This is a genomic window from Pseudomonas shiyinii (genome assembly GCF_056725765.1).
In genome coordinates, this window is sequence record NZ_CM161522.1 from 239313 (window position 1) to 258505 (window position 19193).

Annotated in this window: 13 protein-coding genes and 1 tRNA gene; 11 read left to right on the top strand and 3 right to left on the bottom strand. The window is 63.6% G+C overall.

The genetic code is table 11. From position 1 onward, the window contains the following. Positions 1-34: 34 nt before the first annotated feature. Complete coding sequence (uvrA, locus tag ACXHGZ_RS01190) at positions 35-2869, bottom strand: excinuclease ABC subunit UvrA (protein WP_084857332.1); 2835 nt, start codon at positions 2867-2869, stop codon at positions 35-37. A 129-nt stretch (positions 2870-2998) separates the two neighbouring features. Between uvrA and ACXHGZ_RS01195 the strand changes: the two genes are divergently transcribed. The 11 genes from ACXHGZ_RS01195 to ACXHGZ_RS01245 all read left to right on the top strand — a co-directional run bounded on the left by ACXHGZ_RS01195 (position 2999) and on the right by ACXHGZ_RS01245 (position 16523). Continuing rightward, the gene (locus tag ACXHGZ_RS01195) at positions 2999-4393 is read left to right on the top strand and encodes an MFS transporter (protein WP_224457762.1); all 1395 of its coding nucleotides are present in this window, start codon (positions 2999-3001) and stop codon (positions 4391-4393) included. A gap of 9 nt (positions 4394-4402) precedes the next feature. After that, positions 4403-4942, top strand: coding sequence for a single-stranded DNA-binding protein (locus ACXHGZ_RS01200; protein ID WP_196145403.1), 540 nt, complete (start codon positions 4403-4405; stop codon positions 4940-4942). 273 nt (positions 4943-5215) lie between these two features. Beyond that, on the top strand, positions 5216-8284 hold the full coding sequence (gene fdnG, locus ACXHGZ_RS01205) for a formate dehydrogenase-N subunit alpha (RefSeq protein WP_143515215.1): 3069 nt from the start codon (positions 5216-5218) through the stop codon (positions 8282-8284). Continuing rightward, a complete protein-coding gene (fdxH, locus tag ACXHGZ_RS01210) occupies positions 8285-9235 on the top strand; it encodes a formate dehydrogenase subunit beta (RefSeq protein ID WP_084857342.1) in 951 nt (316 codons plus the stop codon). It abuts the gene before it with no gap. Next, on the top strand, positions 9232-9888 hold the full coding sequence (locus tag ACXHGZ_RS01215) for a formate dehydrogenase subunit gamma (protein ID WP_480461982.1): 657 nt from the start codon (positions 9232-9234) through the stop codon (positions 9886-9888). The genes fdxH and ACXHGZ_RS01215 overlap by 4 nt, the downstream gene beginning before the upstream one ends. A 4-nt stretch (positions 9889-9892) precedes the next feature. Continuing rightward, positions 9893-10813, top strand: a complete 921-nt coding sequence (fdhE, locus tag ACXHGZ_RS01220; RefSeq protein WP_480461983.1) for a formate dehydrogenase accessory protein FdhE — start codon at positions 9893-9895, stop codon at positions 10811-10813. 159 nt (positions 10814-10972) lie between these two features. After that, on the top strand, positions 10973-12400 hold the full coding sequence (gene selA / locus ACXHGZ_RS01225) for an L-seryl-tRNA(Sec) selenium transferase (protein ID WP_480461984.1): 1428 nt from the start codon (positions 10973-10975) through the stop codon (positions 12398-12400). Beyond that, a complete protein-coding gene (gene selB, locus ACXHGZ_RS01230; RefSeq protein ID WP_480461985.1) occupies positions 12397-14319 on the top strand; it encodes a selenocysteine-specific translation elongation factor in 1923 nt (640 codons plus the stop codon). Before selA ends, selB begins: the two co-directional genes overlap by 4 nt. Before the next feature lie 6 nt (positions 14320-14325). Beyond that, positions 14326-14421 (top strand) — tRNA-Sec (locus ACXHGZ_RS01235). Between the two features lie 372 nt (positions 14422-14793). Further along, positions 14794-15813: a hypothetical protein gene (locus tag ACXHGZ_RS01240; RefSeq protein WP_480461987.1), complete on the top strand. Its 1020-nt coding sequence runs from the start codon at positions 14794-14796 to the stop codon at positions 15811-15813. 2 nt (positions 15814-15815) lie between these two features. Beyond that, the gene (locus ACXHGZ_RS01245) at positions 15816-16523 is read left to right on the top strand and encodes a hypothetical protein (protein WP_480461989.1); all 708 of its coding nucleotides are present in this window, start codon (positions 15816-15818) and stop codon (positions 16521-16523) included. A 93-nt stretch (positions 16524-16616) separates the two neighbouring features. Here ACXHGZ_RS01245 and ACXHGZ_RS01250 read toward each other — a convergent pair whose 3' ends face one another. Beyond that, complete coding sequence (locus ACXHGZ_RS01250) at positions 16617-17606, bottom strand: asparaginase (RefSeq protein ID WP_480461991.1); 990 nt, start codon at positions 17604-17606, stop codon at positions 16617-16619. Between the two features lie 69 nt (positions 17607-17675). After that, positions 17676-19118: an alanine/glycine:cation symporter family protein gene (locus ACXHGZ_RS01255; RefSeq protein WP_084857358.1), complete on the bottom strand. Its 1443-nt coding sequence runs from the start codon at positions 19116-19118 to the stop codon at positions 17676-17678. Positions 19119-19193: the final 75 nt, after the last annotated feature.

Sequence of the window (19193 nt, forward strand, 5' to 3'; positions counted from 1 at the left end):
TGTGCCGCGAAAGGGGCGCAAAGCGCTTCCATCCTCAGGCCCGATCCCGCTCCAACAGCGGCTTGAGGTAATGTCCGGTATAGGATTGCTTCATTTCAGCCAACTCCTCCGGGGTGCCACAGGCAATGATCTGGCCGCCTTTGGAGCCACCTTCCGGCCCCAGGTCCACCAGCCAGTCGGCCGTCTTGATCACATCCAGGTTGTGTTCGATCACCACCACGGTATTGCCGTGGTCACGCAGCCGATGCAATACATCCAACAGTTGCTGGATATCGGCGAAATGCAGGCCGGTAGTCGGCTCATCGAGGATATACAGCGTCTTGCCGGTATCGCGCTTGGACAGTTCGCGGGACAACTTGACCCGTTGCGCCTCGCCGCCTGACAGTGTCGTGGCCGACTGCCCCAGTTTGATGTAGGACAGGCCCACGTCCATCAGCGTCTGCAGCTTGCGCGCCAGGGCTGGTACCGCGTCGAAGAATGCCCGGGCATCCTCGATGGTCATTTCCAGCACTTCATGGATGTTCTTGCCCTTGTACTTGATCTCCAGGGTCTCGCGGTTGTAGCGCTTGCTCTTGCACACATCGCACGGTACGTAGATGTCCGGCAGGAAATGCATCTCCACCTTGATCAGGCCATCGCCCTGGCACGCTTCGCAGCGCCCACCCTTGACGTTGAACGAGAAACGCCCCGGGCCGTAGCCCCGTGCGCGCGACTCCGGCACGCCGGCGAACAGTTCGCGGATCGGCGTGAAGATACCGGTGTAGGTCGCTGGGTTGGAGCGCGGTGTGCGGCCGATCGGGCTCTGGTCGATGTCGACGACCTTATCCAGGTGCTGCAGGCCATCCAGGCTGTTGTGCGGCGCGGCCTCCAGGCTGCTGGCCCCATTGAGCGCGGTGGCGGCCAGGGGGAACAGGGTATTGTTGATCAGGGTCGATTTGCCCGAGCCGGAAACACCCGTGACGCACGTAAGCAGGCCAATCGGCACTTCCAGGTCAACGTTCTGCAGGTTGTTGCCACGGGCGCCCTTGAGCTTGAGCGCGAGCTTCTTGTTACGTGGGGTTCGCTTGGCCGGCACGACGATCTTCTTGCGCCCGGAGAGGTACTTGCCGGTCAGCGAGTCGGGGTGGGCCATCACCTCTTCCGGCGAGCCCTCGGCGACGATCTGGCCGCCGTGCACACCTGCCCCCGGGCCAATGTCGACCACGTAGTCGGCCAGGCGAATGGCGTCCTCGTCGTGTTCCACCACGATCACCGTGTTGCCCAGGTCGCGCAGGTGGTTCAGGGTCGCCAGCAAGCGGTCGTTGTCCCGCTGGTGCAGGCCAATGGACGGTTCGTCGAGAATGTACATGACGCCCACCAGGCCGGCGCCAATCTGGCTGGCCAGGCGGATGCGCTGGGCTTCGCCGCCGGACAAGGTCTCGGCGCTGCGGTCCAGCGTCAGGTAGTCCAGGCCGACATTGACCAGGAATTGCAGGCGCTCGCAGATCTCCTTGAGGATTTTCGCCGCGATCTCGCCGCGTCGGCCGGTCAGGGTCAGGTCGCTGAAATAGTCGCTGGCTTCGCCGATCGGCAGGTTGGTGACCGCCGGCAGGGTTTTCTCGCCTACCCAGACGTGACGCGCTTCGCGACGCAGGCGGGTGCCGCGGCAGTCCGGGCAGGGCTGGGTGCCGAGGTACTTGGCCAGCTCCTCGCGCACAGTGGCGGACTCGGTCTCGCGGTAGCGCCGCTCCAGGTTGGGCACGATGCCCTCGAAGGGGTGCGAACGCTTGACGATGTCGCCACGGTCGTTGAGGTACTTGAAATCGACGCTCTGTTTGCCGCTGCCATGCAGGATCACCTTCTGGTGTTCGGCCGACAGCTCGCCGAACGGCAGCTCCAGGCTGAAGCCATAGTGCGAGGCCAGGGAGCCGAGCATCTGGAAGTAATAGACATTGCGCCGGTCCCAGCCGCGGATGGCGCCCTCGGCCAGGGTCAGCTCGTTGTTGACCAGGCGCTTGGTGTCGAAGAACTGCTTCACGCCCAGGCCGTCGCAGGTCGGGCAGGCACCGGCCGGGTTGTTGAAGGAGAACAGCTTAGGCTCGAGTTCGCTGATGGCATGGCCGCACACCGGGCAGGCGAAACGGGCGGAGAAGATCATCTCTTCACCGGCCTCGTCGTCCATCGGCGCTACCAAGGCGATGCCATCGGCCAATTTCAGCGCGGTCTCGAAGGACTCGGCCAATCGCTGCTGCAAGTCTTCGCGGACCTTGAAGCGGTCCACCACCACATCGATGCTGTGCTTCTTCTGCTTGTCCAGCTTGGGCAGTTCGTCGAGCTCGTACAACTTGCCGTTGACCCGGGCGCGTACGAAGCCTTGGGCGCGCAGTTCGTCGAACACCGCCAGGTGCTCGCCCTTGCGTTCACGTACTACCGGCGCGAGCAGCATCAGCTTGCTGCCTTCGGGCTGGGCAAGCACCAGGTCGACCATCTGGCTGATCGTTTGCGCCTCCAGCGGGATGTCGTGGTCCGGACAGCGTGGCGTGCCGACGCGGGCGTAGAGCAGGCGCAGGTAGTCGTAGATTTCGGTGATGGTGCCGACGGTGGAGCGGGGGTTGTGCGAGGTGGATTTCTGCTCGATGGAGATGGCCGGCGACAAGCCTTCGATGGTGTCGACGTCGGGCTTTTCCATCATGGACAGGAACTGCCGGGCATAGGCCGACAAGGACTCCACGTAGCGACGCTGCCCCTCGGCATACAGGGTGTCGAACGCCAGGGACGACTTGCCGGAACCGGACAGGCCGGTGATCACGATCAGTTTGTCCCGGGGCAGGGTCAGGTCGATGTTCTTCAGGTTGTGGGTGCGTGCCCCACGAATCAGGATCTTGTCCACTGCGGCCTCGCTCGGCGGGCATAAACAAGGGAGTATAAGGCGCGCTGCCAGTACGCGGCAAAGCGTCGCGTGGATGCTGTTACGCTGTCGGACTGATAGAATCGCCGCCGGTTCACACGAGGTTATTCCATGCACGACACCCACAACGAGCGCATGAGTGGCAGCGAAACCCGCGCCGCAAGCGGCCTGGCTCTGGTCTTTGCCTTTCGTATGCTGGGCATGTTCATGGTCCTGCCGGTGCTGGCGACCTATGGCATGGACCTGGCCGGCGCGACCCCTGCGCTGATCGGCCTGGCCATCGGTGCCTACGGCCTGACCCAGGCCGTGCTGCAGATTCCGTTCGGGGTGATTTCCGACCGCATCGGGCGCCGCCCGGTGATCTACCTGGGTCTGGTGGTGTTCGCCCTCGGCAGCCTGCTGGCGGCCCAGGCCGACTCGATCTGGGGTGTGATCGCCGGGCGCATCCTGCAAGGTGCAGGGGCCATTTCGGCGGCCGTCATGGCATTGCTTTCCGACCTGACCCGCGAGCAGCACCGCACCAAGGCCATGGCCATGATCGGCATGAGCATCGGCCTGTCGTTCGCCGTGGCCATGGTTATTGGCCCATTGTTGACCCGTGCCTTTGGCTTGTCAGGATTGTTCCTCGCCACTGCAGGACTTGCCCTCGTCGGCATCGCCCTCATTGCCTTTGTCGTGCCCAGCGGCCACAAGGCCCTGCAGCACCGCGAGTCCGGTGTGGCGCGCCAGGCCCTGGGCCCGACCCTGCGTCATCCGGACCTTCTGCGCCTGGACGTGGGCATTTTCGTCCTGCATGCCATCCTCATGGCCAGCTTCGTTGCGTTGCCCCTGGCCTTCGTCGAGCGCGGCGGCCTGCCGAAGGAACAGCACTGGTGGGTATACCTGACCGCCTTGCTCGTCTCATTTTTTGCAATGATCCCGTTCATCATCTATGGCGAGAAGAAGCGCAAGATGAAGCGCGTGCTGATCGGCGCTGTCGGCGTGCTGATGGTGGTCGAGCTGTTCTTCTGGCAATGGGCTGACAACTTGCGCGGACTGGTGACCGGCACCGTGGTATTCTTTACGGCATTCAACCTGCTGGAGGCATCGCTGCCTTCTCTGGTGAGCAAAGTGTCGCCCGCAGGCGGCAAGGGGACGGCCATGGGGGTCTATTCCACCAGCCAGTTCCTGGGTGCCGCCCTGGGAGGAATCATCGGTGGCTGGTTGTTCCAGCACGGTGGCCTGGGCATGGTGTTCCTCGGTTGCGCAGGGCTGTGTGCCGTGTGGCTGGTGACTGCCTTGAGCATGAACGAGCCGCCGTACGTGACCAGCCTGCGCATGCCGCTGACGCCGGAAGGCCTCCGGGAAGCCGGCTTGACCGAGCGACTGTTGGCCGTGCCGGGTGTGACCGACGCCGTGGTGGTGGCAGAAGAAGCCGCCATCTATATCAAACTGGATACGAAAATTTTGGACCGTGCGACCCTCGAGCGTCTGGTGAACCCAGCCTCTTCGGCGTGCGAAGCCTAGGAGAACGTTATGGCCCGTGGGGTTAACAAAGTCATTCTGGTCGGCACCTGCGGTCAGGATCCCGAAGTCCGCTACCTGCCCAACGGTAACGCCGTGACCAACCTGAGCCTGGCCACCAGCGAGCAATGGACCGACAAGCAGTCCGGCCAGAAGGTCGAGCGTACCGAATGGCACCGCGTGGCCTTGTTCGGCAAGGTCGCCGAGATCGCCGGCGAGTACCTGCGCAAAGGTTCGCAGTGCTACATCGAAGGCAAGCTGCAGACCCGCGAGTGGGAAAAAGACGGCATCAAGCGCTACACCACCGAAATCATCGTCGACATCAACGGCACCATGCAGTTGCTCGGCGGCCGTCCGCAGAACCAGCAGGGCGGTGATCCGTACAACCAGGGTGGCGGCAACTACAACCAGGGCGGCCAGCAGCAATACAACCAGGCACCACGCCAGCAGGCCCCGCGTCCGCAGCAAGCCCCGCAACGCCCCGCGCCGCAGCAGCCAGCACCGCAGCCAGCGGCCGACTTCGACAGCTTTGATGACGATATTCCGTTCTGACCAGCGCCAGGGCCTCGAAATACGCCGGTCCTGAGCTATCTGCGGTAATGGTTGGGGCTGTTACACAGCCCATCGCGGGGCAAGCCCGCGCCTACAAGCAACTCCTTGTCGGCGCGGGCTTGCCCCGCGATTGCTTCATACCTGACCCATGTCATCGCACATTCCTGATTCTTGACTAGAGTTACAGGTTGGTGGCCATCCCGATGGTCGCTACCGTGAGTCCTAGAGGCGCCGGCACGTTCCAGGCGCCCAGAACCTGATCAGGAGTGCACGATGGACCTCAACCGTCGGCAGTTCTTCAAGGTCGCCGCTGTCGGCCTTGGAGGCTCGAGCCTTGCGGCGTTGGGCATGGCCCCTACGCCTGCGTTCGCCGAGCAGGTGCGCCACTTCAAGCTGGCGCACACCAAAGAGACCCGCAACACCTGCCCCTACTGCTCGGTCGGCTGCGGCCTGATCATGTACAGCCAGGGCGACGCGGGCAAGAACGTCAAGCAGAACATCATCCACATCGAGGGCGATGCGGATCACCCGGTAAACCGTGGCACCCTATGCCCTAAGGGCGCCGGCCTGTTGGACTTCATCCACAGCCCCAACCGCCTGCAGTACCCCGAGGTGCGCAAGCCAGGCAGCAAGGAGTGGACCCGGGTCAGCTGGGACGAGGCGCTCGATCGCATCGCCGACCTGATGAAGAAGGACCGCGACGCCAATTTCATCGAGAAGAACGATCAGGGCCAGACGGTCAACCGGTGGCTTACCGTGGGCTTCCTCGCCGCGTCGGCTGCCTCCAGCGAGGCCGGCTATCTGACGCACAAGGTGGTCCGTTCGCTGGGTGTACTGGGGTTCGATAACCAAGCGCGTGTCTGACACGGCCCGACGGTGGCAAGTCTTGCCCCGACGTATGGCCGTGGCGCCATGACCAATCACTGGTCTGATATCGCCAACGCGAACCTGGTCCTGGTGATGGGTGGCAACGCAGCAGAGGCGCATCCGTGCGGCTTCAAGTGGGTGACCGAGGCCAAGGCGCACAACAAGGCGCGGCTGATCGTGGTCGACCCGCGGTTCACGCGTACCGCCTCGGTGGCGGACTACTATGCGCCGATCCGTACCGGTACCGACATCGCCTTCATGGGCGGGCTGATCAATTACCTGCTGAGCAACGACAAGATCCAGCACGAGTACGTGCGCAACTACACCGACGTGTCGTTCATCGTCAACGAAGGCTATGGCTTCGAAGATGGGCTGTTCAGCGGTTACGACGCGGACAAGCGCATCTATGCCGACAAGTCCGGCTGGGGCTATGAGCTCGGCGAAGACGGTTTCGCCAAGGTCGACCCGACCCTGCAGCACCCGCGCTGCGTCTTCCAGCTGATGAAGCAGCACTACAGCCGCTACACCCCGGAAGTGGCGAGCATGACCTGTGGCATGCCCCAGGACGCCATGATGAAGATCTGGGAAGAGATCGCCACCTGCTCGCAACCGGGCAAGACCATGACGATCCTTTATGCGCTCGGCTGGACGCAGCACTCGATCGGTGCGCAGATCATCCGCAGTGCGGCCATGGTCCAGCTGTTGCTGGGCAACGTCGGTATGCCGGGCGGCGGGGTCAACGCGCTGCGCGGCCACTCCAACATCCAGGGCCTGACCGACCTGGGGCTGCTGTCCAACTCGTTGCCTGGCTACCTGACCCTGCCCGGCGATGCCGAGCAGGACTACGCCACGTACATCGATAAACGCGCATCCAAACCGCTGCGCCCAGGGCAGCTGTCCTACTGGCAGAACTACGGCAAATTCCACGTCAGCCTGATGAAGGCCTGGTATGGCGCCAACGCCACCGCAGAGAACGACTGGGGCTATGAGTGGCTGCCCAAGCTGGATGTCGGCTCCTACGACGTGCTGCGCATGTTCGAGATGATGGGGCAGGGCAAGGTCAACGGCTATATGTGCCAGGGCTTCAACCCCATCGCTGCGTTGCCGGACAAGAACCGTGTCACCGCCGCACTGGCCAAGCTCAAGTGGCTGGTGATCATGGACCCGCTGGCCACCGAAACCTCTGAGTTCTGGCGCAACGCCGGCCCGTTCAACGACGTCGACACGGCCAATATCCAGACCGAGGTGTTCCGCCTGCCCACCACCTGCTTCGCCGAAGAGGATGGCTCGCTGGTCAACAGCAGCCGCTGGTTGCAATGGCACTGGAAGGGCGCCGACGGCCCGGGCGAGACCCGCACCGACGTACAGATCATGAGCGAGCTGTTCCTGCGCCTGCGCCATCGCTACAAGGCCGAGGGCGGTGCCTACCCCGACCCGATGCTCAATATCAGCTGGCCGTACAAGATTCCTGAAGAGCCTTCCCCGGAGGAGCTGGCCAAGGAAATGAACGGCTGGGCGATCACCGACCAGGTCGATGCTGCCGGTACCACCCTCAAGGCAGGCCAGCAGCTCTCCGGCTTCGGCCAGCTTAAAGACGATGGCAGCACCGCGTCCGGTTGCTGGATCTTCTCGGGTTGCTGGACCGAGCAGGGCAACCAGATGGCCCGGCGCGACAACAGCGACCCTTACGGCATGCATCAGGTGCAGAACTGGGCTTGGGCGTGGCCTGCCAACCGGCGCATCCTCTACAACCGTGCCTCCAGCGACCCGCAGGGCAAACCCTGGGAGCCGGAGAAGAAGCGCCTGGTGTGGTGGAACGGCAAGGCCTGGACCGGTACCGACGTGCCGGACTTCAAGGTCGACTCGCCGCCGGAAGCCGGGATGAACCCGTTCATCATGAACCCCGAAGGTGTGGCGCGGTTCTTCGCCATCGACAAGATGGCCGAGGGGCCGTTCCCCGAACACTACGAGCCGTTCGAGACGCCCATCGGCATCAACCCGCTGAACCCGCAGAACAAGAAGGCCACCAGCAACCCGGCCGGGCGGGTCTTCGACTCGGTGTGGGATACCCTCGGCAAGGCCGACGAGTTCCCCTATGCGGCAACCACCTACCGGCTGACCGAGCACTTCCACTTCTGGAGCAAGCATTGCCGTCTCAACGCCATTGCCCAACCCGAGCAGTTCGTCGAGATCGGTGAGGTGCTGGCGAATGAGAAGGGCATCAAGGCGGGCGATCGGGTGCGGGTGAGCTCCAAACGAGGGCATATCGAGGCGGTGGCGGTGGTGACCAAGCGGATCCGTCCGCTGAAGGTCAACAACCAGACCGTGCACCACGTGGGTATCCCGTTGCACTGGGGCTTTACCGGCATCACCCGGCATGGCTACCTGACCAACACCCTGGTGCCGTTCCTGGGCGATGGCAACACCCAGACGCCGGAGTCCAAGTCGTTCCTCGTCAACGTGGAGAAAATCTAAATGGCCCAGCAAGACATCATCGCCCGCTCGGCCACCACGACCGTACCGCCTTCGGTACGCCAACAGCAAGAAGTGGCCAAGCTGATCGACACCACCAAGTGCATCGGTTGCAAGGCCTGCCAGGTGGCGTGTTCGGAGTGGAACGAACTGCGTGACGAGGTCGGCCACAACCATGGCACCTACGACAATCCCCAGGACCTGACTGCCGACACCTGGACCCTGATGCGCTTCACTGAGCACGAGCGCGACGATGGCAACCTGGAGTGGCTGATCCGCAAGGATGGCTGCATGCATTGCGCCGAACCTGGTTGCCTGAAGGCGTGCCCGAGCCCGGGGGCGATCATCAAGCACGCCAATGGCATCGTCGACTTCAACCAGGACCATTGCATCGGCTGCGGCTATTGCATCACCGGTTGCCCGTTCAACATCCCGCGCATCTCGCAGAAGGACCACAAAGCCTACAAGTGCAGCCTGTGTTCCGACCGCGTGGCCGTGGGCCTGGAGCCGGCCTGTGTGAAGACTTGCCCGACCGGGGCGATCGTCTTCGGTAGCAAGGATGAAATGAAGGTGCATGCCGCCGAGCGCATCGTCGACCTCAAGTCCCGTGGCTACGACAACGCCGGGTTGTACGACCCGGACGGCGTCGGCGGCACCCACGTGATGTACGTGTTGCACCATGCCGATACGCCCAAGTTGTACGCCGGCTTGCCAGACCAGCCGGTAATCAGCCCCCTGGTGGGGTTGTGGAAGGGCATCAGCAAGCCATTGGCGCTGCTGGCCATGGGCGCGGCGGTGCTGGCCGGGTTCTTCCACTATGTGCGGGTCGGCCCACAGCGGGTCGAGGAGCAGGAACATCCGACCACGGGCGAAGACGGCGTGCACCAAGTGGACCCGTCGGTCCATGTCTATGACCCGACCAAGCCCGGTGGGCAAGGGGAGCCACGGCCATGAGCGACCACAAACCTATCGTGCGCTACAACGCCAACGAGCGAAGCAACCACTGGATCGTCGCGATCCTGTTCGTGATGGCCGGCTTGTCGGGGCTGGCGCTGTTCCACCCGGCACTGTTCTGGCTCAGCCACCTGTTCGGCGGCGGGCCGTGGACACGCATCCTGCATCCGTTCCTCGGGGTGGCGATGTTCGTGTTCTTCCTCGGCCTGGTGCTGCGCTTCTGGCGTGCCAACTACATCACGGCCAACGATCGCCTGTGGCTACGCCGTATCGACCGGGTGATGTTGAACAAGGAAGAGGGCGTGCCACCGATCGGCAAGTACAACGCCGGGCAGAAGCTGCTGTTCTGGACCCTGCTGTTGTGCATGCTCGTGTTGCTGGTCAGTGGCGTGGTGATCTGGCGAGCCTGGTTCAGCCAGTACTTCGACATCGGCGCCATTCGCCTGGCCACCTTGCTGCACGCCCTGGCGGCATTCGTGCTGATCCTCAGCATCATCGTGCACATCTACGCCGGTATCTGGATCAAGGGCTCGGTGGGTGCGATGCTGCATGGCACGGTGAGCCGCGCCTGGGCGCGCAAGCATCATGAACTGTGGTACCGGGACGTGACGGGCGACAAGGCCCCGCCAAGCCCGGGTAGAAAAGAAGGATGACCGCTTGAGCACGATTCTCGAACCTGGGCAGATCGAGGCGGCGGCGACTGCGCCGCCGTTTCTGCATCTTCCATCCTCCGAGCTGTTCCAGTTGCGGGCCGAACGGCTCGAACACTTGGCCGAGGGGCACGCCTTGAGCGACTACCTTCGGCTGGCCGCCCGGCTGTGTCGTGTCCAGCAGGACTTGCTGGCGCAGCCGCCAACCCCCCTGCCGGTGGCCGAGGAGCGTCGGCGCCTATGCCTGAGCCATGGCCTGCCGCCGCTGGCCGCCGACAGCCTGGTGCGCGAGGGGCCCTGGCTGCCTTGGTTGGACGCACTGCTCGAGCACTTCCAGGATGAGCCGAGCAACGCGCTGGCCGATGCCGTGCGTACCTTGGGCAACAGTGACCAAGCGCAGCGCAAGGGTTGGGCCATCGCCTTGCTCGGCGGCCAGTATGATGCTGTGCCAGCTGCCGTGGTGCCCTTCATTGGCGCTGCATTGCAGGCAGCGTGGAGCCATTGGTTGCTGAGCCTGCCGGAGCCTGAACTCAAACCTGGCGGCAGCCTTTCGCAGTGCCCAGCCTGTGGCTCGCCGGCCATGGCCGGGGTAGTGCGTAACCGTGGCAAACACAATGGCCTGCGTTACCTGGCCTGTTCACTGTGTGCCTGCGAGTGGCATGTGGTGCGGGTCAAGTGCGTGTACTGCGACTCGAGCAAGGACCTGCGCTACACCAACCTCGAGGATGACCGCCATGCGCCGGGCAAGGCGCCGCTGCGCGCCGAGTGCTGCCCCGGCTGCAACAGCTACCTCAAGCAGTGCTACCTGGAGAACGACAGCGCCGCCGAGCCCTTGGCCGACGACCTGGCCAGCCTGGCATTGGACATGCGCCTGGATGAAGAGGGCTTCCATCGGTTGGCACCGAACCTGATGCTCGCACCTGGGTAAGGGAGAGTGTCTACACTGTAAGACCGAGTCGCCTTCTTCGCGGGAGAACCCGCTCCCACAGATACTGCGCAAGCCTCAAAAGCTGCTCGGACCCTGTGGGAGCGGGTTTACCCGCGAAGAGGCCAGTACAGACAACGGATCAGTCCAAGGTAGTACCGCATGTCCTCCAGCCTAGCCAGCGACACCCCACGCCTGCCCTCCATCGACACTCTTCTGCGCCACCCAGCCTGCCTCCCGCTAATCGACCGCCACGGCCGCGACGCGGTACTGGCCACCCTACGGCAACTGCTCGACGACCTGCGTGCCCCCGCCCGCACCGGCCAGCTCAGCGCCGCCGAACTGGCTGCTGAAGTCCTGCTGGGCCGCGCCGGCGAGCGCCTGGCCATCCAGCAGCGCAGCCAGGTCCGCCGAGTCTTCAATCTCACCGGCACCGTGCTGCACACCAACCTCGGCCGCGCCCTGCTGCCGGAAGAAGCCGTCGAGGCCATGCAGACCGCCGCCCGCTACCCGCTCAACCTGGAGTTCGACCTGGCCACCGGCAAGCGTGGCGACCGTGACGATTTGATCGAAGGCCTGATCCGCGAGCTTACCGGCGCTGAGGCGGTCACCGTGGTCAACAACAATGCCGCTGCCGTGTTGCTGGCGCTCAACAGCCTGGGCGCACGCAAGGAGGGCGTCATCTCCCGGGGCGAGCTGATCGAGATCGGCGGTGCCTTCCGTATCCCGGACATCATGGCCCGCGCCGGTGTGCGCCTGCACGAGGTGGGCACCACCAATCGCACACATGCCCGTGACTACCAAGGGGCGATCAACCCGCGCACCGGTCTGCTGATGCGCGTGCACTGCAGCAACTACAGCATCCAGGGCTTCACCACCCAGGTGCCCACGGCCGAGCTGGCCAGTATCGCCCGCGCCCACGGGCTGCCCTTGCTCGAAGACCTGGGCAGCGGCAGCCTGCTCGACCTCACGCGCTGGGGGCTGCCGGCCGAACCTACGGTACGCCAGGCCCTGGCCGATGGCGCCGACATCGTCACCTTCAGTGGCGACAAGCTGCTCGGCGGCCCCCAGGCCGGCATCATCGTGGGGCGCAAGGAGCTGATCGCCAAGATCAAGAAGAACCCGCTCAAGCGTGCCCTGCGCGTCGACAAGATCACCCTGGCTGCCCTGGAGGCGGTGCTGGCGCTGTACCGCAACCCTGATCGCCTGGCCGAGCGCCTGCCCAGCCTGCGCTTGCTGACGCGCCCGCAAGGCGAGATCGCTGCCCAGGCCGAGCGCCTGGCGCCCGTATTGGCCCACTGCCTGGGGCCGCAATGGGTCGTCAGCGTGGAGCCCGCGCTGGGCATGATCGGCAGCGGCAGCCAGCCGGTGGCACGTCTTCCCAGTGCGGCGTTGTGCCTGCGTCCACAGGTGTCGAAGAAGCTGCGCGGGCGTAGCCTGCACGTACTGGAACGTGCCTTGCGCGCCTTGCCGGTGCCGGTGCTGGGGCGCATCGACGACGATGCCCTGTGGCTCGACCTGCGCCAGCTGGATGACGAAGCCCAGTGGCTGGCGCAGCTCCCTGAGCTGCAGTTGGGGCCGGTCCAATGATCGTCGGCACCGCCGGCCATATCGACCATGGCAAGACCGCGCTGCTCCAGGCCCTGACCGGCCAGGCGGGTGACCATCGCCAGGAGGAGCGCGCACGGGGCATGACCATCGACCTCGGCTATCGCTACGCCGCCCTGGCCGAAGGGGGACCGCTGACCGGTTTCATCGATGTGCCGGGCCACGAGCGCTTCATCCATAACATGCTGGCCGGTGCCCATGGCATCGACTTGGTACTGCTGGTGGTGGCCGCCGACGACGGCGTGATGCCGCAGACCCGCGAGCACCTGGCGATCATCGAGCTGCTGGGCATTCCCCAGGCCTTGGTCGCGATCAGCAAGTGCGACCGCGCCGACCCGGTGCGCGTGGCCCAGGTGCAGGCCGAAGTGAGCGACCTGCTGGCGCCCGGCCCCTATGCCGATGCGGCCCAGTTTCCGTTGTCCAGCGTCACTGGCGAAGGCATCGAGGCGTTGCGCCAGGCCTTGCTGGCGGCCGAGGCGCGCGTGGGCCAGCGCAGCGCCCGGGGTGGTTTCCGGCTGGCGGTGGACCGGGCGTTCGCCGTGCCCGGTGCGGGTATCGTGGTCACCGGTACGGCGCTGGCCGGGCGGGTCAGTGCCGGGGACAACCTGTTGCTGGGCAAGGCGGGCAAAGCGGTACGGGTCCGCGGGCTGCATGCGCAGAACCAGGCCGCGCTGGTGGCCGACGCCGGCCAGCGAGTGGCCTTGAACATCAATGCCGAGCGCCTGGCCCTGGAGCAGATCCATCGCGGCGACTGGCTGGTGCCGGACTGGCTGCATGCGCCAAGCACGCGGGTGGACATTGAACTCACGCTGCTGCCGGGCGAAACACGCACCTTCGAGCATTTCAGCGCGGTGCATGTGCATTTGGGCACGCAGGATGTCACGGCGCGGGTAGCGCTGCTCGAAGGCGAGACACTGAAGGCCGGCCAGAGGACGTTCGCCCAACTGCTGCTCAACGCACCCTTGCAGGCGGTGCATGGCGACCGCCTGGTGCTGCGTGACCAGCGTGCCCAGCGCACACTGGGTGGTGGCCGGGTGCTCGACCCCTTCGCCCCCAGCCGCCAGCGGCGTAGCGAAGCGCGCCTGCGCCAGTTGCAGGTGTTGCGCGATACCTCGGAGTTGGAGCAGGCATTGCCTGCCATGTTGGACGCGGCACCGGGAGGGTTGGACCCGCAGCGCCTGGAACGTCAGTTCAATCGGTTGCGTGAAAGCTGGCAGTTGCCCGAGGGTGTGCAAACCATCACCACGAAACAGGGCCCGCTGTTGTTTGCTCGGCATCATTGGCAGGCACTCAAGCAGCAGGTAATTGCACAGCTTGCGCACTTCCATGAGCAGGAGCCGGACCAGCTCGGCCCGGACCGCGACCGGCTGCGCCGTTTCGTCGCCTTGCCCGTAGAGCGCCCGGTGTTTGTCACCTTGCTGGAGGAGTTGCTGGCGTCGGGCGATATCGTCAGCAGCGGGCCCTGGCTGCACCTGCCGGATCACAAGGTGCAGTTGAGCGAAGCCGACGCTGTCTTGTGGGCGCGGCTGCAACCGGCGTTGTTGGAGGGGTTGTATGACCCGCCTTGGGTCCGTACCCTGGCCGCGGCGGAAAAACGCGACGAGGGCGAAGTACGCCTGCTGCTGCGTAAGCTGGCCCGGCTGGGGCTGGTGCACCAGGTGGTGCGCGATCTGTTCTACCCCGAGGTGACGATTCGGCGCATGGCCGACATGCTATTGCAGCATTCGGCCAGTACACCGATAGTGCAGGTCGCGGCGTTTCGCGATATGTTGGGCATCGGTCGCAAGCGAAGCGTACAGATTCTCGAATACTTCGACCGCCTCGGCCTGACCCGGAGGGTCGCCGACCAGCGTTACATCCGCGCCGACAGCGCCTTGGCCCAGCAACCGGCCAGGCACTGACTACAAGGAAGGCAATCGCGCCCGGTGGCGCGGCCGGGCTTCAAACCCGGTTGGGGACGGCAGCCGTTCCCGGGCAGGTTCGACTCCCGCTGCCTTCCGCCATTAACCCCAACACGTGCATTCTCTGTAGGAGCGGCCTTGCGCCGCGAAAAGGGTGCGCAGCAGCCCCAAAACAGCCATGCCATACCGTCAGGCCTATCCCGTCCGCTCATCCACCTAGCACTATGTCCAATTATCATACCCATAAATATGTCAAGAAAGTTCGGCCAGTAATGCCTGCAAAGAGACTATTCCTACAGCTAGCGAAATAAACTTCCTACTTTTCGAAATGCCTAATAAAAAATTATCCAGCCAAAACGCCTTCGCGTTTATTGACTGAAGCTCCTTGCTCTTTTTTACTCTTCTGCACGCCACTTACCCACTTACTGCAGGATGCAGGCATGAATAATTCATGCACAGTAAGGAATGCAGACCATGTACTACATACCCCCGCTTTGCACACGCACCAATCCCTGGGGCGAAAACCCCCGCGGCCTACTCGGCAAAGGCGAATTGCCCTGGCCTGAACTGGTCGCCGCTCGAGCCTTCCCGTCATTGATCGACATCGAAGGCTGGTATAACACCGACGACTACAGTGCAGCGATGTTCCTGGCCAATGAGCTAGCGATGCCCGACGCTGAGATGTCGGCAGACGAGGCCCAGGAATCGCTTACACTCCTGCTCAGCCTGTTCGCCAGGCTGGAAAACGCCGGCCGGAATACTGTCCAAGAGCTGGAAGCCTTGCGCGAACGCGCCGAGTCGATCCCGACCCTAGGGCCGCTCTGGTTCTCTCCCGCCAGCCTCCCCAGCACGCTCGGCACTGTCATCCACCTGGTGTATGCGGCGTCGAACACCAAGCGCTTGATCGACCTGCTGGACCTGCCCGAACCTCTGAAGAAAGACCTCAAGGCCTGGGCCGCGGAGCGCGGGCGTGCAGGCAGCCGCTCGGCCCGCAAGTCGTTTCAGCGCCGGATTAAATTGGTGCACGTGGGCGGTGCACTCAAGTTCCAGGTGCCGGTGATGAAGGGGGCGGCCTATTACAATTTTGGTGCGTTGCGGGTGGGGAACAATATCCACATGCCGGTTCACCAGGCTCAACGGTTGCTGAACAGTCGCGTAGGGCTTGATCCTCAGACCTATGGTTCGAAGGGATTCGCAAAGGTGATTTCAAGCAATGCGGTGGGAGGCCTATTGTCATTCGGCCCACAAGCACTTATCGATGCCAGGGCTTCCCACTCATTAGGTGAGTTCTGGGAGCGGTCTGCGTATAGCCAAATTAGCAATTTGGTTGGGTTTTCCGTAGGCGTGGCTGCGACCGTTTTCATAGGTGGTGCTGGCTTGCCATTGGTCGTGGTTATTGCTCTTTCTGCCGCGACCAGCACATTTGTGCAACACCAATTTATCAAGAGCGGATTGGACAGGCGTATTGGTGATGCGCTCACAGGAAAAAGATAATAATGGTGTCGCCCGGGCCGTATTTCATTTTTAATGGGACGCGCTATGGTCTATTGGCTATGGCTCTAATGCTTTACATTCCCTGCGTTGAACACCCTTGGGCGACAGTGCCTGTAACGGTGATTTACTCATTTTTACTCTGGGAGCGTAGTGTTTGCGTGTACACTAACTGCAGCTATAGTCGTTATGGAGTATATTTTTTATTCCAGTCGCTGTTTTTGTTTTGTCTTGTTTTTTGGGTGTGTGCCCTTTATCTCGATGCGGAAGTAGGGGGGCAGATGCTAAACGCTCTGGTTCTTATTGCCTTCTTAGGCCCTACCATGCTTATTTATGCTTTAGTGAGTCGTTGGAAAATAACTCCTTTACCTTACGAAATACGAGGGGATAGAGTTCATGTCGCACCTCGCAAGAGTACGTATGTTTCTCCGGTGTTAATCGCGATGTTGACCCTCAGTAGCGGCGCTATCTCTCCGCTCATGGATGCGTACCCCACCGTAACACTCGTCGTCGCCATGTCGATGCCCGCAATTATAATTGTGTGCTGTTGGCGAACCATAGCCGGCCTCACCCATCTGCGCGCAGAAGAACGCCGCAAGGGCATGCGCTACACCTTCTCCAACCTCGAAGAAATCCAAGCGATACGCGCCCGCTCTTGGGCCGCACGCCTGTTTATCGCCTTGAACAACGCTATTGGGATACGTCTTCGCTGACGAGACGCTGCGGCGCAGCGTCCCCGGCGGTCCAGCGTGGGGAACTGAAATCCCGGGACTGTTATGCGCCCCTTTAGCGGCACAAGGCCGCTCTTACGCGCGCTCGCCGCACAGGTCCAAGGCAAACCAGTGCTCTGCCGCCTGGACATCGAGCCCGGCGCCCAGCAGGGCGAACAGTTTGCCCAGCGCCGCCTCGCGGGTCATTCCGCCGCCGCTGACCAGCCCTGTGTCACGCAACCGGCTCCCTGCGGCATAGGTATCGAACACCACCGAGCCCTCCGGGCACTGGCTGATCGCGACGATCATCACACCGCCCTGGCGGGCATCGTGCAAGGCATCGAGCAGGGCCTGGTCGTCGGACGGGCCGGTGCCGCTGCCATAGCATTCGAGCACCAGGCCCTGGATGCCGGTGGCGAGCAACGCTTGGACGAAGCCGGCCTGCAGCCCAGGCACTACCGGCAAAACCGCAAGCTTCACCGGTTCGCGGCGCTGCCGGTAATCGAGTGCCGGGGGAATTGCCGCAGCCCGTTCGCCCTCGCGATGACGGGGCAGGGCCGCGAAGGCATCGAATGCCTCGCTACGCAGCTTCGACGCACGGCAGCCGTGCAGCAGCTGGCCGTGGAAATACAGCTGTACGCCACTTTCCAGGCCGCGCTCCAGCAGCCGCAGGGCACCGAGCAGGTTGCCCCAGGCATCGCTGTCGGGTGCGCCGGCCGGCAGCATGGAGCCGGTCAGCACTACCGGCACTGGCAGGCCCAGCAGCAGGAACGACAACGCAGCCGCGCTGTAAGCCAGGGTGTCAGTGCCGTGCAGTACCAGCACCCCGTCATGGCCATCGCGCTCCACCGCCTCGACGATGGCGTCGCGCATGGCCAGCCAGTTGGCCTGCTGCATGTTGGCGCTGTCGATCAGCGGGTCGAGCTCACGCAGCGACCAGGCCAGGCCTGGCGCGTCGGCCTGCGAGGCCAGGTATTCGCGCATCCGCGCCTCGAAGCCGCTGGCCGGGGCCAGGCCTTCAGGGGTTTGCAGCATGCCGATGGTACCACCGGTGTAGAGGACGAGAAGATTCTTGACTGCACGCATGGAAAGCTTCCGTAGCGATGAGCGGAGAAGGGAGCCGCCCCGGACGGGGCGGCTGGGCAGGAGAGGATATCAGCGCTGCGGCTGGGCCTGGGCGGCGGCTTTGTCAGCGGCTGTGTCAGCCTGTGGGTTGGCTGGCCAGGCGTTGCGGTCCAGGTCCAGGTCGGCGAACTTGCTGGAATCGAACACCGGTTGCTCGATGCCTGCACGGCGTTGGTCGTCGTAGTCGCGCATCACCCGCAGGCCGGTCTTGAACAGCAGGGCCAGGGCGATCAGGTTGACGAACGCCAGGCAGGTCATGGTGATGTCGGCGAACGCGAACACGGTGGACAGGTTCTGTACCGAACCCCAGATCACCAACGCCAGCACCAGGCCACGGAAGACCATCAGCACGACGCGGTTGCGGCTGAGGAACTGCAGGCTGTTCTCGCCCAGGTAGTAGTTGTAGAGGATGCAGGTGAAGACGAACAGCGACAGCGCGACGCTGACGAACAGGCGGCCCCAGTCACCGACCACGGCGGCCAGCGAGTTCTGGGTCAGGACGATGCCGTCACCTTCGAAGCCAGGCGTGTAGAAGCCCGACAGCAGGATCAGCAGCGCGGTACAGGTGCAGATCACGAAGGTGTCGAGGAATACGCTGAAGGCCTGCACCACACCCTGGGCACCCGGGTGCTTCACGGCGGCCACGGCGGCGACGTTCGGCGCGCTGCCCAGGCCTGCTTCGTTGGCGAACACGCCACGCTTCACGCCCATGACGATGGCGCTGCCGAGCAGGCCGCCGAATGCCGGGTCGAGGCCGAAGGCGCTCTTGAAGATGGTTTCCAGCATGGCTGGCACGTGTTCGATCTGGGTGCCGATCACGTACAGGGTCACACCGATGTAGGCCAGGGTCTTGACCGGGACCAGCAGGTCGGACACCGCCGCGATGCGCTTGATGCCGCCGATGAAGGTGATGGCCAGCAGTACGGCGAGGACGATACCGGTGGTGCCCGGTTCGAAGCCGAAGGCATTCTGCAGCGAGTGGGTCATGGTGTACGACTGCACGCCGATGAAGGCGAAGCCGTAGGTGACCAGCAGCAGGATGGAGAACAGGATGGCCATGCTTTTCAGCTTCAGGCCGTGCAGGATGTAGTAGGCCGGGCCGCCGCGGTACAGGCCGTCGCCGTCGGCGCGCTTGTAGACCTGGGCCAGGGTGCATTCGAAGAAGCTGCTGGCCATGCCCACCAGTGCGGTGACCCACATCCAGAACACGGCACCTGGGCCACCGAGGGTCACGGCGATGCCGACCCCGGCGATGTTACCGGCACCGACACGGCCGGCCAGGCTCAGCATCAGGGCCTGGAACGAGCTCAGTTGGCCGGCCTGGCCGCGAAGGGATTCCTTGAACACACCGAACATGTGGCCGAAATGACGGAACTGGACGAACCGAGAGCGGATGGTGAAGTAACCGCCGAGTCCGACGATCAGCACGATGAGAAGTTTCCCCGACAGGAAATCGTTGAGTGCTTCGAGCATTGGAAAATGACCTCGATTCTTATTGTTCGCGTGGAAAGAGCAGCGGGCGGCAGGGACGCACCGCTTTCATTGGCG